The organism is Salicibibacter cibi (genome assembly GCF_016495865.1).
GTDB classification, from domain to species: domain Bacteria; phylum Bacillota; class Bacilli; order Bacillales; family Marinococcaceae; genus Salicibibacter; species Salicibibacter cibi.
This window is the reverse complement of sequence record NZ_CP054706.1, coordinates 1339598-1362939: the sequence shown is the minus strand read 5'-3', so window position 1 is coordinate 1362939 and position 23342 is coordinate 1339598. Positions and strand designations below refer to the sequence as shown.

The following is a 23342-nucleotide window of genomic DNA, read 5'->3' as shown; positions in this document are numbered from 1 at the left end:
TAACCTCGTTTCTTTAATAAACTTGCTCTCCCGAAATCCATGTCTCACTTACTTCAATAGTAGGGATCTCTTCTACTGATGTGTCATATGGGTTTTTATCCAATATGACAAAATCAGCTAGTTTGCCTTTTTCGATGGATCCAATAGAATCTTCACGATGTATAGCTTTAGCCGCTTCAATCGTATAGCCTTTTAAAGCTTCAGTAAGAGAGATTCGATGGTCAGCACCTACAACGTTTCCTTGTAATGTGGAACGCGTGACGGCTGCATAAATAGCCTGCAATGGGTTTGGAGGAGCAACCGGCGCATCTGATGACAATACGATAGGTATATTTTGATCTTTAAACCACCCATATGGTGAAAAATTATCACCATGGTCACCGACTGCTCGTACAACCCCTTCACCAAACTGATATACATGCTGTGGTTGAGGAACAGGCCAAATTTTTAATTCAGAAATATCTTGGATCTGAGCCGGATCCGGTAATCCGCAATGTTCAATTCGATGTCGTACATCACTCCTCGGTGATTGCTCTTGTGACGCTCTCACACCATCAATGACTAATTGAATTGCACCATCGCCCTGAGCATGTGTAATGGTCTGGAAACCTTGTCTATGCGCTTTCACAAGTATTTCTTTAAAACGTTCCGGTTCATGATAAAGATATCCTTGTTTACGACTGCTGTCTAAATAACCAGAAGACAAGTATGCGGTACCGGAATTTAGGGAGCCGTCTGCGTACAATTTAATGGAACCGATCGAAAGTTGGTCATCACCAAAGCCGGATCTAAATCCAAGCTGAGTCAATTCATCTAAGTACGTAGATAGAATAGACATCACAATACGCATTTTTAAAAGGTTATTATTTCGAGCTTCCTGAAAAGATTCCATCTCCTGTTTTGTAACTTGAGGATCATTAATTGTTGTCACACCCGATAAAAGGCATTGTTCCTGACCAACCGCAACAAGGTTTTGTAAATTTTCAGGTGTATCCGGCATATGAATGTTAGGACCGTTGCTTCCAATCACGACACCGGATTTTTTAGCAAAATGATCATTGGCGCTATCGAACAACTGGCCATTCGGGAGTCCATTCTCATATCTTCCTATGGCTCCACCTATAGGATCATCTACATTCTTATTAATTCCTAGTTCCTGAAGTAAATAATTATTAACTACATTATTATGCCCGCTTATATGCATAATTTGAACGGGGCAATCTTCAGCAACCTCATCCAGCTCATCAGCTGTTGGATATCGTTTTTCCTCAAGATTTCTTTGATCGAGTCCAAATCCACGAATAATACTTCCCGCAGGTGTTTTCTTTTTTTGTTCCCTTAAAACAGCAATGATATCAGCAATACTTTTAACTTTAGGGTAACTAATATCTGCCCAACTATAAGCCATACCCAACATCATTAAGTGGGCATGAGGGTCAACAAATCCAGGGAGTAGAGATTTACCCTTTAAATTTATTTCTCTTATTTCTCCTTGCCCTTGTAATGAAGCTTCACACTCTTCGTATGAGCCTACACAAACAATTTCATTTCCTTTCACAGCTACTGCTTCCGCACTTTCTATTCCATCGCTCATTGTTAGTATTTTTCCGCCATAAAATAATAATGATTGTTTACTCATAGTTATTCCTCCATTGAATATTCGATTATAGAGCTATTCGCGAGGATCGTATGGGAAGTAAATAACCTAGATCCCCAAAGAAATATACTTCACTTCCAAATACTCTTCTATCCCGTGGTGCCCCCCTCTCTGCCTAGGCCACTTTCTTTCATTCCCCGAATGGCGCCTGCGGCACGGAAGGCAAACCATCGTTGACGCCTACGATACCGTACTCCAATCCTTCACTCACACGTACAGCTTTCCCGATATTTTCCGAGAAAACATAAGCGGCTAAACCGAAGGGAGAGTTGTTCGCTCGTTGTATGACTTCTTCTTCCGTTTGAAAAGAAGCAATTGGTGCGACGGGGCCAAATGTTTCTTCATTCATGCAGAGCATGTCGTCGGTGGCGCCGGATATAATGGTTGGTTCAAAATATTGGCCTTCGTTTTTCACAAAGCTATTTCCACCGGCTAATACTTTTCCACCCTTTGCTGTCGCGTCGTTGAGATGGTTTTGGACTTTTTCAATCGCTTGTTCATTAATCAATGGGCCGAGGTCAACGTTTTCTTCCAATCCATTTCCAGTCGTTAAATCAGCAACAGCCGCTTTGAATTTTTCGTTGAAAGTCTCCAGAATCGATGCTTGTACGTACACGCGGTTCGTACAAATGCATGTTTGTCCGGAATTCCGGTATTTAGATCCGATTAACTGCTCCACCGCTTTGTCTAAATCCGCATCTTCCATGACGATAAACGGGGCGTGGCCACCGAGTTCAAGCGATACCTTTTTAACCGTTTCAGCGGCCCCTTTCATCAGTTGTTTTCCTACTTCAGTGGAGCCTGTAAACGTGATCTTCCGGACACGCTCGTCCTCAAGCCATGTATCCCCGATGTCTTGTGGATTGCCGGTGATAACATTGACGACTCCTGCGGGGATCCCGGCTTCTTCAGCGAGTTCTGCCAATTTTAAAGCAGTCAGAGGCGTTTCTTCTGCCGGTTTAATAACCGTAGTACAACCGGCGGCGAGTGCCGGACCTACTTTACGCGTGATCATCGCGGCCGGGAAGTTCCAAGGTGTGATGGCCGCTACCACACCGACCGGCTGTTTTTGCACGAATATGCGTTTATTCGTGTGCGAGGCAGGGATGGTTTCCCCGTAAATTCGCTTCGCTTCTTCGGCGTACCACGAGATAAAACCATTGGCATACCCGACCTCCCCTATCGCTTCCTTTAGAGGTTTCCCTTGTTCCATCGTCATGATTTTTCCAATGTCTTCTTTATTTTCTTCGATTAGTCGATGCCATACGGCTAAAAGTCTACCACGTTCTTGTGCCGTCAATGTTGACCAGGAAGCAAAAACAGCATGAGCCGCGTCCACCGCTTGTTTTGCTTCGTTTTTCCCTCCGTTCGGCACCGTTCCAACCACTTGTTTCGTTGCAGGATTGATGACCTCAATGTGGGTCAATTCTTCACCTTGCCATTGTCCATCAATGTACATTTGTTGTTTCATCGTAGATCCCCCTCACTGTTGTTTCAATACGTCTTCAAGGATTTCTAACCCTTTATCCAATTCTTTATCCGTGATTACGACCGGTGCTAGAAAACGTATGACATTACTGTACAAACCTGAAGAAAGCAGTAAAAGTCCCGAGGCATTGGCGGCTTTTAAAATCGCGGCTGTTTTCTCTGCATCCGGCGTCTTTCCATCGCCTTTAACGATTTCAAAGGCAGCCATCGCGCCTAAACGGCGAAAACCGCGAACAAATGGAAATGTCTCTTCCCAAGTGCGAACTTTATCTTCAAATTGACGACCGACGACTTCCGCACGCTCATTTAAATTTTCTTCTTCAATGATATCCAAGACAGCTAAAGCTGCTTGACACGCAACAGCATTACCTGTGAATGTTCCACCAAGTTCACCAGGATTAGCCGCGTCCATAACGTCAGCTTTTCCGACAACTGCACTTAATGGAAAGCCGGCTGCTAACGATTTTGATAGCGTCATTAGATCAGGTGTAATACCGAAATGTTCACTCGCAAACCAAGCACCGGTACGCGCGAACCCAGTTTGAATCTCATCCGCCACTAAAAGAATGCCGTGTTCTTGGCAGCGCTTCGCAACATGTTCCACAAAAGCCTTCGGTGGAATGATAAAGCCGCCTTCCCCTTGCACCGGTTCCATCACAACACACGCTACTTCTTCAGGCGCCACTTCCGTTTTGAAAAATAAATCAAAATCATCGATCACAGACTGTACATAGGTGTCATCGCTTTGTTCTTCCGGCTTGCGAAACATATACGGATAAGGCGCATGATAGACTTCAGGCGCAAAAGGACCAAACCCGAATTTATATGGTTTTACCTTTCCTGTCATCGCCATCGTCATATTCGTTCGCCCATGAAATCCCCGGGAAAAGGTGACGACCGCTTGTCTGCCTGTCGATTTCCGCGCGATTTTCACCGCATTCTCCACTGCTTCGGCTCCACTATTCAACAATAAGGTTTTTTTATCAAAATCCCCCGGTGTGATCTTGGAAAGACGTTCAGCCAGCTCAATATAGCCATCATACATAATGACGTTAAAGCCAGGATGCGTCACTTTTTCGATTTGTTCTTTTGCCGCTTCCACAACTTTCGGGTGGGAATGTCCGACATTCATGACACCTATCGCTCCGGCGAAATCAATATAGGGATTTCCTCCATCGTCATAAAGCGTCGCCCCTTTGCCGTGGCTGGCAGTTGCTCGGTTGCCATTGCCCACGCCTTTAGGAATATAACGATCTCTTTTTTCTTGCCAAGTAGTCATATGAAAACCTCCTCATTAATAACGCTTTCATGCATCAATGTTTTTGTCATTGTAAGCGGTTTTTGATATCCTTAATAGTACCAATTTTAAATTTATAAAGGTACCAGTTGGAGGTTAGCATGCTTCATATCCCAATTGATCGAGAACATCCCCTTCCTATATATAAACAAATCTATGAATGGATTAAAAATGAAGTTTTACAAGGAACGTTGGCGGCCAAAACCAAACTTCCTTCAAAACGAACGTTGGCGACATCGCTCAACATTAGCCAAAACAGTGTCCTTTCTGCATACAATCAATTAATCGCGGAGGGGTATTTATACACAAAAGAACGCAGTGGTTATTTTGTGGAAGCCATTCACCCGATCCAATCTCTAAACGTAGAAAAGAAACTCAATCCGAACCTATTGGAAACTCGACCGAAATCATATCGCTATTCCTTCTCTCACATGGGTGTGGATGCTTCCCTTTTTCCTTTTCAAAGTTGGCATCATAGTGCACAAAAAGCGATCAACGAAGATCAAACGTTATTGTCGGAAATTAATCACCCACAAGGCATCTATAAACTACGGGAAATTGTGGCCAATAAAATCCGGCATACGCGCGGAGTCATTTGCGAACCCGAACAAATTGTCATCGGTGCGAGCATGCAATGGCTGTTACAATTATTCCTATTGGTCGTTGCCGAAAACGAACCGTTCGCAATCGAAGAACCGGGGTATCATCGCCTCAGTTCCTTGTTAAAAACGATGGGTAACACTGTCTATCACGTACCTGTGGATGAGCGTGGCATAGAGGTAGAAAAATTACGGAAAACAACAGCGAATATCGTGATCGTCACCCCTTCCCACCAAATGCCGACAGGATCGATTATGCCGGTGTCACGCCGAACAGAATTGCTTCATTGGTGCTATGAAAAGAAAAACAGATATATAATCGAGGATGATTATGATTCCGAGTTTAAATACGAGGGAGACATCATTCCTTCCTTACAAAGCCTGGACGTCAATGAAAAAGTGATTTATATTGATTCTTTCTCGAAATCGTTGCTACCAGACCTAAGAATGAGTTACATGGTGTTGCCGTTGGGATTGATCGATGTATTCAAAGAAAAAGGACTGCATTTTATGCAAACGACGTCCGTTCTCACGCAATTGACCCTGGCCCGTTTTCTGGAAAGTGGCGACTATGATAAGCACATTAAACGCATGAGCAAATACTATAAAGAGCTGAGAGCGAAGTTGATCACTGCGATACAGGAACGATTCGGTTCGCGGATTCAAGTAGAGGGAGAAAAAGCCGGCTTGCACTTTTTGTTGCATTTGGATACAGAAGAACCGATCGAGGCGATTATGGAACGAGCGGAAAAGATGGAGCTTGAACTATATTCGATTCAACGTTTTATGCATGAGGCATCGGGAAGCGCACCCCCGACACTGATCATCGGTTTTGCAAAATTGAAACCTGAAGAGATTGACGGAGCAGTGGGGGCGTTGTTTCGGTGTTGTTTTCCGGAGTAACTTCTAACCGACCACTGTCAATAGACGATAATTTCATATACAATAAAGGCAACTACTTCTACAAAAGGAGGACAATGACTTTTGATCCCTTATACAGAACAAAAAGATGAATGGTATGGGAATTTTATGCAAATTTCTTCAGATGAGAAATATGAAATGATCATGGAAGTACTGGAGCAAAATGTACCCGACGATGAACTAATCGAAGACGATTTTGGACTGATAACCGTTGAGTTCAAAAGCGATCTTATTCATGATAATCAATATGAAAAAGCTATACACATGATCGAAAAAACGAAAGAATCGACCGATAAATTCTATCAAAATGAGTTTCCATATTTAAGTAATTTTGCTGTCGAATATTACCTCTATACAAAGGATTTCGACAAACTCCATGTTCACCTTCACCCTTTTATCGCGAATCCGGGTCATGTCTATGAGATGTTTCTTCCTCTTTACGAAAAAATACGATTCTATCAAATGGACGAACTCATGTTAAAATTGGCCGAGGAATTAAATGAGCCTATACAGGATAGCGACGAACTAATACCTGGAGCGGAATCAGACTTAATAGACACGATTTTTTTTAATGCGTGTCAGGAATTTTACCAAACGCTAGACACCCAACAATTGGAAAATACGTTGAGAAAATATGATTACAATACCAATTTTGAGCCAGAGCAACAGTTTTTAAAGAAAATAGCTACAGCAGGTGATGAAGAACCTATTTTCACTAGGAATGACTGGGCTACAGTTGTACAAAACAATTCAAAAGACAAGGCACGATCGCTTTTTTGGGCATTTGCAGTATATATGTTTAAAAAAGGAAACTTTCATTTTTCTATAAGTGCGAGCATATGGTTTCCATACTTTAATATGCTTGCAAGAAAGGAATCGCTCTCGAATTTCCGTTTGCAATATCAAGATTTAGATGAATTGATTGGCAAATTTTTTGGATTTATGTCTAACACAGAAGAACAGGGCTTTGCCTTATTATGGGGAATCCCGTACATTTATGATTTTTTGCGTGATCAACAACTCGTTACTGAAGAAATTTCCGACAAGGCTTTGGAACATGTCGCTACTGTCAAAAATGACTTATTCAAAGTATACAAAGACGACATTTGGCGGTTCGATTTTGTCCATACGTGGGTTAAACCATCATCTGTGAACGATGAATCATTTACGGAAGAAAAAAACCACTTCCATCAAACATTTTTGGATCGTACCATGAAAAGATCATCTACAAAAAATGGAGCCAATCCGTTTCTGGATCATAGTGTCCAAATGTCATTGTTCGATGATTTAGTAAACGAAGGGGGAAATAAGCAACAAACAAAATCCCAACCCACAAAAGCGGCCAAAAGTAAAAAACGTAAAAAAGCAAAACAACAGCAAAAGAAGAATCGCAAAAAATAAGCGACAACTGACGTGTTGCCAAGCAAAAAATAACTGGCCGCCCGTTCAACGGCTAGTTTGAGATCGGATCCTATAAAGTAGAAATCCATTGCCGGTGACGTAGTGAAGTAGTCTGTTATCTAAGCCCCTTCCCCTAAAAAAGGCAACTTCAATTTCTACGCACTCGTCGACGAAGCATATGCTCTTCTTTTTGTTCTCTGCTGTTGCACAGGGGCAGTCTCCCATTTAGCCACTTGTTTTCGCCAAAAGCCAAGCGATGCTTGCATGACGGGACCAATCAAGAATACGGATGCGAATGTGCCGATGGCAACCGGGCCGCCAAGAAGCCAGCCGAGAAGAAGGGCTGTTCCTTCCATTATTGTACGCACAAGACGGATCGACCACCCTGACTTATTGGAAAGGGCAAGGGTCATGCCATCGCGCGGTCCTGCCCCAAGGCGTGTAGATACATACATGCCGGCGCCAATACCCATGAAGACAATACCGGCAATTAATACAAAAAATAACTGCCAAGTGCTTTGAAAAACTTGCTGGATCGGAAGATGTAACCAGGCATCCAGAAAAACGCCTACACAAAGGATGTTAACAAAACTGCCGATCTGTGGTCTTCTTTTTTCAATATAGCAAGTCATGCCGATCATCAGAATACCAACGGCTTGAACCCACATGCCGATCGTTAAAGGCGTCAGATTAGCGAGGCCGATATGAAGGACGTCCCAAGTCGCTGAACCTAGCGTAGATTGGATCATTAAGCTGCCCCCAAACGAGAGCGTTAATAATCCGGCGAAAAATAAAGCAACCCTTGATAAGAAAAAAGAGATGCTGCTGTGATGCTTATTGTCTCTATGTTGCCTTTCCATGCTAAACCTTCTTTCGTTGATTCACTTGCCTTTTATTGAGGTTCGTATTTTCCAAGACTTGTAGAAAAATTTGCAGGCACCCCTTACAAAATCTCACCTGATCAATTATACGCTCCTTCTTTTTAGTTATCAAGAAGGAATTTTTTTATGGGAATTATTCCGTCTATCAAATTCCCCATCGGAAAAACAAAGATCCTGTGGACGCTCCACAGGATCTTCCCGACTATTCCTTAAATTCATCAATCAGTTGTAAGGCGCACGTTTTTGTCTCAGCTTTGTACAGTTTCGCGATCAACCTGTTTAACACTTCAATGTCGGTAATGTTTTCAATTTTATTCTGAATATCGACTGAACTCAATTCAAATCGACTTTTTAAATAAGTGAGTATGTCCTCTTGCTTTCCCTCTACGATCCCATCCTTATAAATTCTTTCTACAATGCGGGTCATTTTCAGCACCTCCAACATTTTTTGATATAAGAGTCAGCCAGAAATTTATCTCCAATTCCTACCGTTGCGCCTATTAGTCTAAAGCGTTGGTTTTCATCTTCGATTTGATGGGCAAGCTCAACAACATCCGTTGCCAACTCTTCTCGTTCTTTTTTAGTATGCATCAAAGGTAGAAAAATCAACTGTAGCTGTTCTTCGTCGGTTAGTGTTTCCCGATTGTGTATTTTCTTAGCCAACCTGTCAAAAATAACATCGCCGTCGTACCCTTTCATATAGATCGCATGTGCACGGTATTGGATGGAACCGTGATCCAAAAACTCTTCCGCTTCATTTATATCCGCGCCATATACAACATAAGTGTAGATCCTTCTCTTTTTCTGGTCATACAATGCTGCATCATACAATTTGAATCGTTCCAGGTCACTTATCTTGAAGGTTGTCTGAAACTCAATATGCAAATAGCTGTCATCTTCCAACAGGAACACAAAATCCATGCGGCTATCGTTGACGTCAATGACCGGCAAATCCGTTGGCTCAACACCGACAATGGGAGCCGTATCAATGCCGTAGAAATCCAATGCTTTTTAACCGAATTGTTCTGTCATCGCTCTGAAAATAATATCATAATTTTGTTTGGGGACCTCCTTGGCGGCCATTCCTTCACCTCGGTTCACTTTAATTATAGCACGGTTTTCAGATTTTTGTGTTATCACCGAAAAAAAGACGCCAGCTACCGCAAACGCTCTATGATAGAAAAAACGATCGATTCCCGCGTTAGGGCGTCATTACTGCTTCATGGTGACCGTAATGAGCGGATTCGTACTTGTCCGAATGCCATGCGTTGTCACCTGTCTTATTCCCAAACAGATTCAATTTCCTTCCAATGCCTGCTTCAAGTCACGCCAAATATCGTCATGATGCTCAAGCCCGACCGATAAACGAAGCATATTATCACTAATCCCCATAAACTCTCGCTCGGGTTCAGGGATCACGGCATGAGTCATCGATGCCGGATGTTGAATGAGCGTTTCCGCATCACCGAGGCTTACCGCGATCGCGATCATTTTCAGGTGGTTCATCACGTTAAAAGCCGCTTCTTTTCCACCCTTAACGGTAAAGCTGATCATTCCTCCTGGCTGGTCCATCTGTTTTGACGCCAATTCGTATTGTTGAAATCCGGGGTCACCCGGAAAAAAGATGGTTTCGACTTGCGGATGTTTTTTCAGCTTTTCGGCAATGACCTTCGCGTTGGCACAGTGCCGGTCCATACGCACGGCAAGGGTTTTCATTCCCCGCAGCAACAACCAAGCTTCAAAAGATCCGAGAACACCCCCCATGTCTTTTTGTGCGTTCTTTCCCACAATTTCCATAAAATCGTGGGTGCCAACCGCCACTCCGGCAATCACATCGCCATGGCCACCCAAATATTTTGTGGCACTATGCACGACAACATCTGCTTTATGCTCGAGCGGACGCTGTAAATAGGGAGAAGCAAAAGTATTGTCCACGACAACCGTCAGGTTATAGTCCTGCGCAAATTGCGTAATGAGCGAAAGGTCTGTCATTTTCATTGTTGGATTGATGGGCGTTTCCACATAAATGACTTTTGTCGTCGGCTGGAGATTTTCTGCGAGGTCTGCTTTATTTTCCATAGAAATGTAGTTGGCATTAATTTGAAAACGATCGGAAAGCCACGATAAAAGCCCAAATGTACACCCGTACACGCCTTTGGAAACAAGCACATGATCCCCGCTTCTCAGTAAAGACGTTAAAACGGCAGAGACAGCGGCCATCCCGGAAGCAAACGCAAGCGCTTTTTCTCCGCTCTCAGCCTCAGCCATACGCTCTTCAAATTCCCGGACGGTCGGGTTCCCTAAGCGACTATACATGTATCCGCTTTCATTTCCGGAAAAACGAGCCGCCCCACTCTCCGCAGTAGGAAACGTAAACGTACTTGTTTGATAAATAGGCGGGACCAAACTCCCATAATGACGCTCTTTCTCCTCATGGCCGTGAATATAGCCTGTTTCTTTATTTTCTGGCATCAAAACCCCTCCTCTCTCCCTATTTTACATGATTATGTTAGGAAAGTTGATGGAGTGTGGTAAAGAAGCGAATTGTCGGTACCTTCTCACAATGATAAACTAATTTTAGAGAAGTTTGTATCGAGGTAGGAGGCGTGTATGATATGCGAGGTCTAGATATTGATCGTTTGGAAAAAGTGGTTCGTATGACAGGAGAACGTGCATTGTTAGACGCGAAAGTGAATAGTACGCACATTGTATATTATGATCCGGAGAGAAAAACCATCGTGAGACATTACCCTAACGGATATATCGAACCCGTACGTGATGCAGGTGAAGAGGATTGAAAGAAAATCAACCGGTTATGTACATTTTCGCAGGAAATAACGGTTCAGGAAAAAGCACAGTTCGAGCCATGTTTTATGATTTTATCGGGGCAGCTATCAATATTGATCCGGATGCATTGATGAGAAGGCATATGGATAAAGGTTCTGAACAACCAGAAGTAAGTGCCGGCAGAGAAGCGCTTCGTTTAGCAAATGAATGTATCAACACAGGGACGGACTTTTCTGTAGAAACGACATTAGCAGGGCAAACAACCATTAACCAAATTAAAAAGGCACGACGGAAGGGCTTCTTCATTCAAATGATTTTTGTCGGAACTTACGATGTTAACATCAACATTATGAGAATAGCTAAAAGAGTTGAGAATGGCGGTCATGACATCCCTACAAATGATGTCATTCGCAGAAGTGATAAGTGCCTGTTTAATTTAAACCGAAACTATACAAATATCGATTCATTAATTTTAGTCGATAATTCCACACTTGAAGCGAGTGTTATAGCTGTTCTTGATAAGGATAGGATTGAGGAAAAATATCACCCATTACCTGATTGGTGTGAATCGATAATCACACAATATAAGTATAATCTAAAATTGTAAAAGGTATGCTTTACGAAAAACCGGAAAAAAGCATACCCTTTCTTTTCTCTTTACTCTAAGTATTTCTATCACGCCACCGCCTCGTCATTTTTTCCCGACCCTCATCAATGTTTCGCATGAATTTGATCGCGGATGTTTCCCGTGCTTCTTTAATTTTGCCCGTGTATTCAAGCCTACGTTGGCCATCAACATCTTGAACAAACCCTGCTCTTTCGCTGACGGCAAAGCCTACTAAGCGGCCTTGCGCCATCGCTATTTTTGCGCCTTCAATGCCTGTGATGTTCCCCGCGACATACATCCCGTCTTGGGTTGTCTGCAAATCTTCCCCATGCAAAGGGACATGCCCGCCTAATTCTTCGATGTAGGCAGAAGCGCATCCAATCGCGGCAGGGAGTTCCGATACAGGATAGAGCCCTCCGGAAATACAAACGCAATCGACTTCTATTTTTTTCTGGCGATTCGGGTGCACTCCGCCGTGAGCATCGATTAAATCTACGGTTATGCTTTCTACTTGCCGCTCCCCATTGATTTCCCTTACATTTTTTCTTAAAAATAGGGGGATATCCCATACCTTTGCTCCGTTTGCAGGATATAAATGAGCGCCTATGTTCCTTATATATTTATTACGGGCCATCTTTCCCGCTGTTTTCAATAGAGCATTTGGTGCCAGATTCGACATCGCTGCCAAGTCAGCGATCATTTCTTTCGGTCTCGATTTCTCTCCGGAAAAATCACTGCTCGGCGGGAGAAAAAGACCAACGACGTCCACTCCTCCCATTTTCATCTCGTGGGCGACCGTTAACGCTAACGGATCGACGCCAATAACCGCAACTTTTTCCCCGGGTTGTACCCGGTGATAGTTATTCATCACTTGCGCCGCTCCGATCGCCATCACACCCGGCAGTGTCCATCCGGGAATAGGGATGGCCTTTTCAGCAGCACCTGTTGCGATCAATACAAACGGAGCGTGTAACTCCTCTCCCTTGTTCAACTTAACCGTCCATTTCGGAAAAACTCCCCAAACTTCTCTTTCATGCAAAAAACGAATACCGAGCGTTTTTGCTTCTTCAGTGAGCGTTTCTGCCACCTGTTTTCCGATCCACCAACCATTATTAGGTTCTTCATGCAATTGGCCGATTAACTTGCCGCCGGTAAACGGATTCTCATCAATAATAATCACTTTTGCGCCATGTTTCGCCGCTTCTATGCCGGCACTCAAACCGGCCGGCCCTGAGCCGATAATGATAAGATCATACTTCATGACGGATCCCTTGTGACTCAACAATCATTTGATCTTCCACGGGAGTGATACAAGCGCGAACACTTCTTTTGCCATTTACCGTTACCCGGCATTCATAGCAATGACCGATGCCACAGTAGATGCCCCGGGGTTCCTGTTCTTTTTCCGAATATCGCAACGTTCGAATGCCGTTGGCAAGCAGCGTCGCCGCAATCGATTCATTTTCAAGTCCGGCGTAATTGACACCATTAAATTGGATCGTTACTTCTTTTTTTTCTAGCGGACCTAATATCGGGTGATCAGTTATTCTCATCATTCATCCCTCTTCGTGTTGTTAGCTAAATCAGTTAAGGTGATCGGGCGGATAGGGTTACTGTGCGTTAAACGGCTTGAATCCGGTATCTCTTCGTTCGTGTGCATGGCCACTGTTTGCTCGATGAGGGGCCGACACGTTCTCCCTTGGCAAATCCCCATGCCTGCCCGCGTTTGCAGTTTTATTTCTTTAGATGTGGCACTTCCTTGCTCTATGGCCTTCATTATCTCACGGTAATAGACCTCTTCACATCGACAAATGATGACATCTTGCATTCACAACACCCCCAGTGTCTCTCAAGTGATAGCATCATACGTATCATTCATTAAAGTATTCATATCAAATATTGGGATATCGGTGATGGCTTGTAGTGTGTTCTTGTAAGGAGGCATGTTCGTGCATTCCAAAACAATCGCCCTTACTTCCGGATGGTTTTGAAGTAGGCGTATCGTTACTTGCTTCATTTCCTTCGCAACAGTATTCACATCCAGGTTTTCCGTTTGATCGACAATCGCGGAGGTGAATGCAGGCTGATCATCCATCCCGTCAATAACTACGGGGTGATGATGCGCATCGACGCCTTTAAGATGTTTCGTTGTTAGCCTTGATCTTGCAGCCGTCATTACACCCACCGTGCCACCTGTGACACAACTTGCGAATGGAATTTGCAGCAAACTGGATGAAAAGAAAGGAATCGTTAAGGCCCGTTGGATCTCTTGTTGAAAAATAGCCAGAAAACCACAACTCGTCGTAATTGCCTTTGCACCCTCGTTCTCCATTTCTTTGGCAGCTTGTACAAAAAGATCAATCAGTTCTCTGTCCCCTGCTCTATACATCGCGCGAGCAACAGTCGCACCTTTTACCGTTTTATAAATGACCGGAAACGCAAATGTCTTCGGATTGCCAATGTCCCCGATCGGTCTGTGGAACGTTGTCTCTAACATTAATATCCCAATCACGCATCGTTCCTCCTCAGATCATCCAAGCAATCAAACCCACAAGCGTTAAATACAACGATGCCGGCACCGCCAGAATCATCACTTTTACCGGATCTACTTTTTTGCTTAGAACGCCTCCGATCAGCCCTGCCACCACGAAGGCGGTCAATCCTATGGGAGGAAGATTCTGTCCACCTGCGGAGATGTGCGCAGCCCCAAGAGCAATATTCACCGGATCAACATCAAGGCTCTCCAATGCAGGAGCAAGAAAAGGCACTGTTATCGTCTGCGCGGTCGTTTGCGAACCAGTTAGCATCCCTACGAATAACATGCTCACCGTTCCACCTAGCTTAAGAGCTGTCGCCTGTAAACCTTCCATAAGCTCGGAAGCGCGATCGATCACTCCAGTCGCAGTAAAAATTCCGATCATGAAACCGGCAGCCAATTGAATTTGTACCGTTTTGCTTATGTTTTTCAACCCTTGTTTAAATACTGCTCCGGTTTCTTTTCTTACACTGGCATAGAAAAAACTAACAATTGCGCCCATCATAATCGCTAATACAATTGGGAATACAATGCCATTCAGTATGGGTAACGATTCGAAATAGGCCACCAATTGTCCCATCGGTTCCCAAACAGTGAATATGTTAACATCAAATCCTGTATCAAGCACGACAATAACTGCCAGCACGATAAGTGGAATTAACGTTTTCCATCTTTCTTTGATGATGGTAAAAAAAGATTGATTGGGCAAGAGATGGTCCGGCAACCGCTTCCCACGCACAAACCGGCCGGCATCTAAAATAGCGAACAAAACGCCCCCTGCAACGGTGAAAACACTAATGATGATGACAGGCGCCGGGTCAATGTCAATCAGAGAGGAAGACAAAATAACCCCTTGCGAAATCGGAGGCATGAGCGAGCCTAATCCAGCGCCCACCAATATAATCATACCGATTTGTTCCGGTTTGATATTCAAATCCGCTAACGACCGAATAACAAGAAAACCTATCACTGCAGACGCAGCAATAGCATCCCCAAGAAGTGAACCGGCAAACGTTAACGCGATCAAAACAGCGGCAACTAAACCTAACGAAGATTTGCCGAAAATTGAACGCAAGCTAAGCATCGTCGTCTGCATCGCCCCTAATCTAACTTGCGTCTCGGCATAAATGCTTCCCACAATCGACAACATGATCACCCAAGCCAACTGATCGACCCCATCGATGAAGGCAGCCCCGATTTCAACCGGTGTTAACCCTCCTAATATAGCCGCGGAAAGTGCAGCGAAGATTAATGCCAGTCGCACTTCTCCCCCTATTTTAGGAATTTGCGGGATCAATACAACCGAGAACAAGATAAGCAGCGGAATGATAATCTCTAGCACCTAACTCCCTCATTTCTTTTCACCTACTTGAAGCGATCAAGTTTCAGTTTCTCCAAAAAAGAGGGATAGTCCCCTTTTTTATCTATCAAATCACGGACGAGCAGTCCGGTGATTGGAGATAGAGCAATCCCGTCTCCCTCATGTCCCGCTGCTATGATAAAGCCTTCAGCATCCCGTGCTTCGTCAATAATCGGCAACCCATCCCCCGTGTACGGACGAAAACCTACCATGGAGCGAATAACGCGGGTATTTGCCAGACTTGGGACGATGCTCGAGGCATGTTTGGCAATCGCCGGGAGCACTTCCGATTCTATGGATTTATTAAATCCTTTAAACTCACGGCTTGCCCCGATGAGTAAGTTCCCGGCATCTGTTTGCCCTAAAGAGAGTCCGACTCCAAAAGCGGGGGCATCTTCTGCTTGATTCATGTGTTTTGCCGCAATATATTGGGAGCATAAAATGTTCCCGTTGATGATTGGATCTATTTTTTCGGAAATAAGAATGACCCCGCGACGGGGTTGAATTGGGATATTGATGCCGGCCATGTTTCCAATCTGAGGAGCGAAGGGCCCGGCAGCATTAACAACCATTTCAGTAGCAATATATTCTTCGGATGTCTGTACACCGGCCACTTTCCCATTTTCAATTACGATATCAACCACTTCCGTATGTGTGCGAATATCCACCTCTTTTCGCTTTGCAGCACCGGCAAAGGCCTGACTTAATAACATCGGGTTCACTTCCGCATCTTCATTGCTATACGTGGATCCGATAATATCTTTCGATAGGCAGGGTTGTCGGGCTCTTGCTTCTTTTTGATCTAAAAGTTGAATATCGATGCCGGCTTCTTTTTGCTTTTCTACAAAATCCTTCATGAAGGGCAGGTATTTTTCGGATTGAACGGCAATCATCCCGCCCCCTCGTTTGAATTCAAAAGAGAAACCTAGCTCATTTTCAAGATTTTCATAAACAGCTCTGCTTTCTTTTGCCAATTCACTCGGAAATCCCGGTTTTTTGGATTGGAGAAAGATAGCCTTATCACAAGATCCTGATGTTTTTGAGCCTATTTCGTCCTTTTCGATTAAAATGACTTTACGTTTCGACTCGGCTAAACGATAGGCAATGGACGTTCCTATCACCCCTCCGCCGATCACAACGGCATCTGCTGTTCGCACGAAAATGCTCTCCTTTGAAAGGGCTGATTTTATGTATGTAGATTTTCTGCCTTATTATCTCATAAATGACGCATAAATGGTGTAGTGAATTTCATTTTCGCTAAGACAAAAACGCCGTATCCTAGTATACACGACAGGCCTTATATCTCAAGAGAAAACTCCCCCTCCTCATTTACAGCGTACTTCCGGTTTTCGAAAAAATAAGAGTTGCCTTCTATTCTACGAACGGCAACCCGATATTTCTTTTATTAGCTTTTTATTCTAATCATATGATGTAGGTCTCGCTTTTTGGAAATTAAACAAATTGGTTTGCTTCCCGTCTTTATTTCTTTCGTCCTCTATCTTAAATCCGAGCGCTTTGTACTCTTTGCTCCGTTTTTCAAACATATTTTGTAAGAGGGATTCGTGATGATCAACGTAATCGTATACTTCTATTGAATCCTTGATAATAGATTTGCGTTGCAATCGTCCTATATATTGCTGCAACGTCCCTTTCCAAGAAATTGGCATCGTTAAAAAAAGTGTATCCAAACGCTCATCATCAAAGCCTTCACCAATGTACTTGCCGGTTGCGATAATCAGTCTTTCTTCATTTGTCGGTAATTCCTGGAGCTGTTTTAAACGCTCCTGTTCCTCTGTTGTTTTTAAACCACCCATCAAAACAATCGTATTTTTGGTCACTTTATTAAATTTGTCTTCTAAATTCGCCATATGTTCCCGTCTTTCCGTTAATATCAATGGTGAACGCCCACGATCCAACGCTTTTATTACATCATTCAGTATGATATTGTTCCTGTGATCATCATTTGATATTTCGTCATACATGTCCTGCGGTCTCTTTTTATTCTGTTTGGTCGACTTAAATGACGTGTATTTCGGCATTAATATATGTTCGATATGATGGTTTTTGCTTTTTACTTTATGGCGTATGGGGCCGCACTGCATCTTCATAATTGGTTGCAGGCCGTCACTACGAGTGGGGGTTGCAGTCAATCCATGTACAAATTTTGCATCTGTTAACTTTAGGATGTTTTCTACACTATAAGAAGCAGCATGGTGGCATTCATCCACAATTATCTGACCATAACCTTTGACGCGGTCTTGATTCAAACTCTGATATGTTGCAATATCTATCAGATCACTAGGGTTGTATTTGCCGCCGCCAATTTCACCGATTGCTTTTATTTCCAAGAAAGTTTGAAGACGTTCTTTCCATTGATGGATGAGTTGTTTTCGATCGACGATCACAAGCGTATTTACTTTCCTTTTAGCGATCATCGCAGCAGCAATAACGGTTTTCCCGAATCCGGTAGGCGCAACCAATATCCCGTCGTTATGACTCATTATCTCATTAAAAGCCTTTAGTTGCTCTGCCAGCAACTCTCCCGAAAACTCCACCTCTATTGGCCTACCCACACTTCTGTCATCCTGAATGTCAGGATTGAGATTGTTTTCATGTAAAATATTCATGATTTTCTCATAACACCCTCGGGGGAAGACAACATGGTTTGACTCCACGTCATAACAACGAATGGTTTTGAGGATTTCCTTCGTTGACAGATGCAAGCGTTTATTTTTATGATACTTCGGATTACTGAAAGTAGCGACTTGTTGACATTCTTGCAGAACAGATGGGGGTAGGGAGCCTTTTTCAATATGCATGCCATTTTTCACTTCTAAAATGGGCTTTTTTGCTATTTTAGTCGATTTTGTATATTCGTTTAATGCTTCATGTTTTCCGATCGTCGCTTGAATATCATTCAGGGACAGACGCTGAACCGTTGATAAATATGCCCATTGATCCGAAAATGGCGAAAAGACCTTATCCAGAAAAACACTATTTCCTTGATTTCGTGGTTCTCGTTGTAGTGGAAGTGCAATGAGATTCCCAAGCCCATCTTTGGATATCGCATCTTGAGCTGGGAACATTCTGTCATATGAATCGAGTGACCCCCCTTTTTCCCGTGTTCGTTCCAACAAATAATTTCCGAATTGCCGCGCCAGTGCAGCAGGAACAGCTTCAGAAAAGAAAAACCACACATGACAACCATTCCCTGAACGGGATCTCTCTATGGAGACAGGGGCATGATATTCTTCACAAATTTCTATAAAGGCGTTTACATCTTCCTGCCATTGACGCTTGTCAAAATCCACAGCCAAGAAAAAACAACTGTTATCTTTTAAAACGGGATATATGCCAATGGTTTGCTCACCGGAAAGATGCTCATGGATCACCTGATCGGTTAAAGAGCGGTACTGAAGTTCGGAATTTTTAGAAGGTGAATAGCCAACATGACCATCCTTTGTTTCCCAACGCACCGGAAACACATCGGTTCGACCCCTGAATAACTGATTAAAAACGTTAATTCTATAGGTCAGGAGCGCTGCTTTATGTTTTTCATACTTATTTTTATACACTTCCAATGACGCTTTTAGCTCGTCATGTTCTTGTTTTAGGCGATCATTCTCTTCTTGCACTTGTTGTAATTGTTTATGAAGATCCATAAGCCATCCCTCTAATGGTCACTAACCTTTTTTCATAGCTTAATGTAAATGGCGGAGGGATTCTAACCCACTGGCTGTAAAGATTTCGCGTCTACTTCAACCGGACTTGGATACTTCTCCGCATTGTTATAAATCGTAACGAAATTTGCATTTCTTTTCAAGAATATCGAATGCCTTTTCGCTACTTGCCATAGCATTCCTTGTTTGATTAACGAACAAATTAATATACAAAAAGGGAGTATGTTGGAGAAAACATTTAATTATTGAGGGAGGTTCGGGATAAAAAATAGAGCTTTTGTTCCCCTTCGGAAAAAATGAATGCTCTTAACTCAAATTGAGCGAGACATATACAAAATCCCGATTTGGGTGTATTTATCCCCTTACAAAAGACACACGTCTCCTATTGCCCACAAGGGGTTTTTTTTAAATCGTGTTGTTCACATGTGGATAGTCTAGGAAATAAGGCTCCCCATTTTTCCGGGGTGCCCTTCTTTCACTCGCCCCAAGGCTATCGTTAGCATGATGCCAAGGGCAAGCCCTGTATTATTCCCCATCTTTTCAACCCGCATGTCGTATGCTGTTCGAAACCGAAAGACACATCCAGACGGCTGTTCACGCGTTCCACAGAGGTTCGTTTTGCGTAGGCGTCCGCCCAAGCATAATCCATACATTCAATGGGGATGAAGACACGACGATCTTCGTCGAGAGAGATGCAGAATCCCTCAGCGAACGGGCAATCGGTGGCTCCTTCAGGTGATGCCGTATTGCTTGGCCGGGCAACGCTTTTTCAATGTTTCCCAATCCTTTTCAAACTCTCTATTGGTCATTTCTCATCGGGGTTCCAGGGTCCGGACAATAGCAATAAACGGTGCCTTTAAAATCGTGCATCACATTTTTCTTATCCATCAGTTGGCGGGTATCTTCCCCGTTCTTCCACATGTTCCGGATATCAATGACCGGTTTGATCGTGTGATCATCGAACAGTCACTCAATGAGTTTTGTGTCATCATAGCCACGATCACCGGCAAGGGTTTCTGCCTGCTCCAAGATCCAAAGACGTTCTTTTTCGAGCTTATCGACTAGATCATTGCCGACGTTAATATCCGGCTCCGACGCTTGCGTCACCACCGAATAAGATGTCTGAATTTTGCATCCTTTGAATCAGTCCCATATATGCGATTAATCGTCGCGGGTCAGTTTCTTGATCATATCAATGGATAATCCCGTTGCGTCTGCTATCTCCTCCAGGGACATTCCTTTAGCGAATAGCTTTTTGGCAATTGTTTCCTTGGCTATTTCGCTTCCTTCTGCTTTCCCTTCTTCTCTTCCTTCTGCTCTCCACTTTTTATCCCACTCAAACTCCTTGACCACTTCATCGATTTTTTTTTGCGTCTCCGGATCAAATCCCAGTTTTTGCATTGTTTGAATCACCTCCGTAAATAATTGGGGATTGGCGTGAAAAATTGCGTGAAACATGACCAAGTACAGTTCTTTCTTACTATCTTGAAAATAGTCCATCAGGACACGTTGCAATTGTTCTTTTTCCTGTAACTGATTCCTCAATAACGTCAACTGCTCATTTTCCTCGTTGGGGAGATCATCTTGTATAAGAAGCTGGATTGGTACGTCCATCCCTTTGATATAGTATACCCCTGTATGTTCTGAATAGACATGTTTCTCTCGTTTCTCTAGATGTTGCAGAAGTTTCGTCGGTTTAGACAAACTGACCAACGTTAGCGTCATCTCGCGGACATCGATCGTGTCTGTGCCTTTGCCACCCACGTTTTTATACAAATACACGTATGCCATTGCCTTGTAAAAGTCATCAACCGAGAGATAATCTCTGGGCGATTTATATTCAACAATATTATGATGCCGAAAGATTTGCCAATATTTTTATGAATGGGCATTTGCCTATCTTTCAAAATCAATACATCGACTTTCAACGGCTCACTCGTTAATTGATATTCTTCCAGGAACTCCAACTCGCCTGCGTATGCTTGCAATTCCAATTGCAAAGCAGCCGCAAATGACGGATGCCAGGCAATCGATTCATTTTCTTTCACCGCTTCACCTCTCTTCGTAACGATCTCATATTTTCTTTTATTATAGCAAATCAGGTCTGACGTGCACATTTTTTTGCTGAGGTTATGTTTCTACAGTGTTCTCGCTTCAGCATCTAGCGATAAATGCCCCGTTTGTAGTTCTGCTAATGAACAGTTTGCTGCCATAATTCTTATAGTCCTCACCATAAATACGGCCCAAAATACGCAGACATGCACCGTAAAAGTAACCGGTCATCGAGCCACGTAACCGCCCTGTTTTTTCCATAAACATTGCGCTGTTAAAAGCCTAAACGGGTAATCATTCGTGAGCTGTATCGATATTTATGCGCTTAGAAGCGCACACCCGTACCCAAAACCTGTGGATGCTCTGGGCGTCAAAAAATGGCTTTGCAGGGACTCGGTAATGAGCCGGGACAAATATGAATCATCTAGCCTTCAACAGCGACGGTCTTACGTGTATTACGGATGTTTTGATTTTTTTCTGAAAGAGAGCTTGATTCAAAAGACAAAGATTCGCCCCCCTTTTGTTCAGGCTGAACACTTGGCCCATCCGTGGTTTTCGGTTCTGGTCGGTGGTTCATATCCGATGGACCAGTCGACGGATCAGTGATGACAAAAACATTGTGGCCATAGCCGCCGCGTACGTTTCCTCGCTGCCTAATCGTACGATAAATGTCGATCATGTTGCTCTCGGTTAGCGAACGAATCGACCGTTTAATCGTAGCAAAAGAAACCCCTACTTGTGCAGCTGATCACTCATATTTTAGAAAAGCGACACCTGCCGTTTTCACTGCGTAGCGCGCAATCAACTTGAATACAACAACGGCATTATCGGTTAATGTGTGCGCATAGACGTACAAATGGGCACGAACGGCTCGGGCCATATCGTCTACGCTTGTAAAATGCGAAAGCGATTTGTATATACAGACATCAGCATTGCTCAGGGTTGATTACATAAAAAATCCCCTTATGTTTTCTCGTTGTAAATATCGAGAAGTTTTCGGAAAAAAAAGGGGGGATCATAATGTCCTTTTGTGCCTTGTGAACTTGTGATAAAGATATGATTTGAAAACTCGAGATTAGGAACCTGTGCTTTGGCCGCTAAACGATTTTTGGAAATACCGGAAATCAGTTTAGAGATAGTAGCGGGAGAATAAGCCATAATATTAAAGCCAGGAGACAATCTACGTCTTCCTGGCTTCTATTATGCGCGTCGTTCCCTTAGAGTGATTCACACACCTGAATAAGCCATAAATCCACCGTCGACCGGCACTGTAATGCCGGTTACAAAACGAGAGCTTTCCTCGTCTGCTAACCAGAGAAGCGAGCCTAGAAGATCTTCCGGATCCCCAAACCTTCCCATTGGCGTGTGGTCAATAATCTTATTCGCACGTGCCGTAAGGCTACCGTCCTCCATTGTTAACATGGATCGATTTTGCTCGGTTAAAAAGAAACCGGGAGCGATAGCGTTCACGCGGATCCCAACATCGGCAAAATGGACGGCGAGCCATTGGGTTAAATTTTCTATCGCTGCTTTTGCACCACTATAGGCGGGCACTTTTGTCATCGGAGAGGGCGCACTCATTGAGGATATATTAACGATCGCGGTCCCTTCTTGTTCTACCATATCTTTAGCGAAAATTTGCGTTGGCAAGACCGTTCCCAATAAATTGAGTTTAAAAACGTGATCAAAGCCTGAAAGAGTCATATCGAAAAAAGTTCTGACAGAGGTGTCTTCAATATCTTGAATATTAAAGGTTTCTTTTGATGTCGTAGCATCAGGGTGATTGCCCCCGGCCCCATTAATCAATAACTGACAGGGGCCAAGTTCTGCATTTATTTGTTCACGGGCTTGATGCACACTTTCTTCGTCCAAAACATCACAAGACACGGCTATGGCAATCCCGCCTCGTTCTTTTATTTCACTGGCAACTTCCTGCCCTTTTTCGAAAGTGCGGTTCAAGATGGCGACCCTCATTCCTTGACGGGCCAGTTCCTGCGCCATCGCTTTGCAAAGAACGCCACTTCCTCCGGTAACAACTACTACTTTATTCTGCAAAGACTCATGCTTGGGAAGCAT

The 23342-nt window shown here is 43.5% G+C and carries 22 protein-coding genes and 1 pseudogene; 4 read left to right on the top strand and 19 right to left on the bottom strand.

Annotation, left to right across the window (positions count from 1 at the left end):
• Nucleotides 1-13: 13 nt before the first annotated feature.
• The 3 genes and pseudogenes from HUG20_RS06925 to gabT all read right to left on the bottom strand — a co-directional run bounded on the left by HUG20_RS06925 (nt 14) and on the right by gabT (nt 4424).
• The gene (locus HUG20_RS06925; protein WP_200089557.1) at nt 14-1639 is read right to left on the bottom strand and encodes an amidohydrolase; all 1626 of its coding nucleotides are present in this window, start codon (nt 1637-1639) and stop codon (nt 14-16) included.
• Between the two features lie 66 nt (nt 1640-1705).
• A pseudogene (locus HUG20_RS06920) lies at nt 1706-3116 on the bottom strand (NAD-dependent succinate-semialdehyde dehydrogenase).
• Nucleotides 3117-3140: 24 nt separating this feature from the next.
• Nucleotides 3141-4424: a 4-aminobutyrate--2-oxoglutarate transaminase gene (gene gabT, locus HUG20_RS06915; RefSeq protein ID WP_200089555.1), complete on the bottom strand. Its 1284-nt coding sequence runs from the start codon at nt 4422-4424 to the stop codon at nt 3141-3143.
• A gap of 119 nt (nt 4425-4543) precedes the next feature.
• Here gabT and pdxR point away from each other — a divergent pair, with 119 nt between their 5' ends.
• Complete coding sequence (gene pdxR, locus HUG20_RS06910; RefSeq protein ID WP_200089553.1) at nt 4544-5944, top strand: MocR-like pyridoxine biosynthesis transcription factor PdxR; 1401 nt, start codon at nt 4544-4546, stop codon at nt 5942-5944.
• A gap of 81 nt (nt 5945-6025) precedes the next feature.
• A complete protein-coding gene (locus tag HUG20_RS06905) occupies nt 6026-7363 on the top strand; it encodes a hypothetical protein (RefSeq protein WP_200089551.1) in 1338 nt (445 codons plus the stop codon).
• A 155-nt stretch (nt 7364-7518) separates the two neighbouring features.
• On the opposite strand, the gene HUG20_RS06900 is transcribed toward HUG20_RS06905, so the two are convergent.
• The 4 genes from HUG20_RS06900 to megL all read right to left on the bottom strand — a co-directional run bounded on the left by HUG20_RS06900 (nt 7519) and on the right by megL (nt 10716).
• Nucleotides 7519-8223, bottom strand: coding sequence for a YczE/YyaS/YitT family protein (locus HUG20_RS06900; protein ID WP_200089549.1), 705 nt, complete (start codon nt 8221-8223; stop codon nt 7519-7521).
• A 223-nt stretch (nt 8224-8446) separates the two neighbouring features.
• Nucleotides 8447-8671 carry a hypothetical protein gene (locus tag HUG20_RS06895; RefSeq protein ID WP_200089547.1) on the bottom strand — a complete coding sequence of 75 codons (225 nt, stop codon included), beginning with the start codon at nt 8669-8671 and terminating at the stop codon, nt 8447-8449.
• Nucleotides 8672-8673: 2 nt separating this feature from the next.
• Entirely contained in the window at nt 8674-9249 is a 576-nt protein-coding gene (locus HUG20_RS06890; RefSeq protein ID WP_200089545.1) for a hypothetical protein, read from the bottom strand.
• A gap of 291 nt (nt 9250-9540) precedes the next feature.
• Nucleotides 9541-10716, bottom strand: coding sequence for a methionine gamma-lyase (gene megL / locus HUG20_RS06885; RefSeq protein ID WP_200089543.1), 1176 nt, complete (start codon nt 10714-10716; stop codon nt 9541-9543).
• Nucleotides 10717-10859: 143 nt separating this feature from the next.
• Between megL and HUG20_RS06880 the strand changes: the two genes are divergently transcribed.
• Entirely contained in the window at nt 10860-11042 is a 183-nt protein-coding gene (locus tag HUG20_RS06880; protein ID WP_200089541.1) for a hypothetical protein, read from the top strand.
• Nucleotides 11039-11638, top strand: coding sequence for an ATPase (locus tag HUG20_RS06875; protein WP_200089539.1), 600 nt, complete (start codon nt 11039-11041; stop codon nt 11636-11638). The genes HUG20_RS06880 and HUG20_RS06875 overlap by 4 nt, the downstream gene beginning before the upstream one ends.
• A gap of 55 nt (nt 11639-11693) precedes the next feature.
• On the opposite strand, the gene HUG20_RS06870 is transcribed toward HUG20_RS06875, so the two are convergent.
• From HUG20_RS06870 to HUG20_RS06815, 12 genes are all read right to left on the bottom strand, one after another.
• Nucleotides 11694-12899: an NAD(P)/FAD-dependent oxidoreductase gene (locus HUG20_RS06870; RefSeq protein WP_200089538.1), complete on the bottom strand. Its 1206-nt coding sequence runs from the start codon at nt 12897-12899 to the stop codon at nt 11694-11696.
• A complete protein-coding gene (locus HUG20_RS06865; protein WP_200089536.1) occupies nt 12889-13194 on the bottom strand; it encodes a (2Fe-2S)-binding protein in 306 nt (101 codons plus the stop codon). The genes HUG20_RS06870 and HUG20_RS06865 overlap by 11 nt, the downstream gene beginning before the upstream one ends.
• Nucleotides 13191-13466 carry a (2Fe-2S)-binding protein gene (locus HUG20_RS06860; protein WP_200089534.1) on the bottom strand — a complete coding sequence of 92 codons (276 nt, stop codon included), beginning with the start codon at nt 13464-13466 and terminating at the stop codon, nt 13191-13193. Before HUG20_RS06860 ends, HUG20_RS06865 begins: the two co-directional genes overlap by 4 nt.
• A gap of 21 nt (nt 13467-13487) precedes the next feature.
• Nucleotides 13488-14150 carry an aspartate/glutamate racemase family protein gene (locus HUG20_RS06855; protein ID WP_200089532.1) on the bottom strand — a complete coding sequence of 221 codons (663 nt, stop codon included), beginning with the start codon at nt 14148-14150 and terminating at the stop codon, nt 13488-13490.
• Between the two features lie 13 nt (nt 14151-14163).
• Entirely contained in the window at nt 14164-15516 is a 1353-nt protein-coding gene (locus HUG20_RS06850; RefSeq protein WP_200089525.1) for a TRAP transporter large permease subunit, read from the bottom strand.
• Nucleotides 15517-15539: 23 nt separating this feature from the next.
• Nucleotides 15540-16691 (bottom strand): NAD(P)/FAD-dependent oxidoreductase, encoded by a 1152-nt coding sequence (locus HUG20_RS06845; protein ID WP_200089523.1) that lies wholly within the window; start codon nt 16689-16691, stop codon nt 15540-15542.
• A 261-nt stretch (nt 16692-16952) separates the two neighbouring features.
• Nucleotides 16953-19196, bottom strand: coding sequence for a TOTE conflict system archaeo-eukaryotic primase domain-containing protein (locus HUG20_RS06840; protein WP_200089521.1), 2244 nt, complete (start codon nt 19194-19196; stop codon nt 16953-16955).
• Between the two features lie 984 nt (nt 19197-20180).
• On the bottom strand, nt 20181-20324 hold the full coding sequence (locus HUG20_RS06830; RefSeq protein ID WP_200089517.1) for a hypothetical protein: 144 nt from the start codon (nt 20322-20324) through the stop codon (nt 20181-20183).
• Nucleotides 20325-20375: 51 nt separating this feature from the next.
• Complete coding sequence (locus HUG20_RS06825) at nt 20376-20996, bottom strand: RpnC/YadD family protein (RefSeq protein ID WP_211200013.1); 621 nt, start codon at nt 20994-20996, stop codon at nt 20376-20378.
• Nucleotides 20936-21262, bottom strand: coding sequence for a hypothetical protein (locus HUG20_RS06820; RefSeq protein WP_200089513.1), 327 nt, complete (start codon nt 21260-21262; stop codon nt 20936-20938). Before HUG20_RS06820 ends, HUG20_RS06825 begins: the two co-directional genes overlap by 61 nt.
• Before the next feature lie 752 nt (nt 21263-22014).
• On the bottom strand, nt 22015-22146 hold the full coding sequence (locus HUG20_RS19430; protein ID WP_281392528.1) for a hypothetical protein: 132 nt from the start codon (nt 22144-22146) through the stop codon (nt 22015-22017).
• Between the two features lie 347 nt (nt 22147-22493).
• Entirely contained in the window at nt 22494-23342 is an 849-nt protein-coding gene (locus HUG20_RS06815) for an SDR family oxidoreductase (protein ID WP_200089511.1), read from the bottom strand.

Coding starts and splice junctions, on each gene's coding strand:
- HUG20_RS06840 (WP_200089521.1), bottom strand. CDS start 19,196: ATGGATCTTCATAAACAATTACAACAAGTGCAAGAAGAGAATGATCGC.
- HUG20_RS06880 (WP_200089541.1), top strand. CDS start 10,860: ATGCGAGGTCTAGATATTGATCGTTTGGAAAAAGTGGTTCGTATGACA.
- pdxR (WP_200089553.1), top strand. CDS start 4,544: ATGCTTCATATCCCAATTGATCGAGAACATCCCCTTCCTATATATAAA.
- HUG20_RS06865 (WP_200089536.1), bottom strand. CDS start 13,194: ATGATGAGAATAACTGATCACCCGATATTAGGTCCGCTAGAAAAAAAA.
- gabT (WP_200089555.1), bottom strand. CDS start 4,424: ATGACTACTTGGCAAGAAAAAAGAGATCGTTATATTCCTAAAGGCGTG.
- HUG20_RS06900 (WP_200089549.1), bottom strand. CDS start 8,223: ATGGAAAGGCAACATAGAGACAATAAGCATCACAGCAGCATCTCTTTT.
- HUG20_RS06925 (WP_200089557.1), bottom strand. CDS start 1,639: ATGAGTAAACAATCATTATTATTTTATGGCGGAAAAATACTAACAATG.
- megL (WP_200089543.1), bottom strand. CDS start 10,716: ATGCCAGAAAATAAAGAAACAGGCTATATTCACGGCCATGAGGAGAAA.
- HUG20_RS06870 (WP_200089538.1), bottom strand. CDS start 12,899: ATGAAGTATGATCTTATCATTATCGGCTCAGGGCCGGCCGGTTTGAGT.
- HUG20_RS06860 (WP_200089534.1), bottom strand. CDS start 13,466: ATGCAAGATGTCATCATTTGTCGATGTGAAGAGGTCTATTACCGTGAG.
- HUG20_RS19430 (WP_281392528.1), bottom strand. CDS start 22,146: ATGGCCCGAGCCGTTCGTGCCCATTTGTACGTCTATGCGCACACATTA.
- HUG20_RS06815 (WP_200089511.1), bottom strand. CDS start 23,342: ATGCTTCCCAAGCATGAGTCTTTGCAGAATAAAGTAGTAGTTGTTACC.
- HUG20_RS06895 (WP_200089547.1), bottom strand. CDS start 8,671: ATGACCCGCATTGTAGAAAGAATTTATAAGGATGGGATCGTAGAGGGA.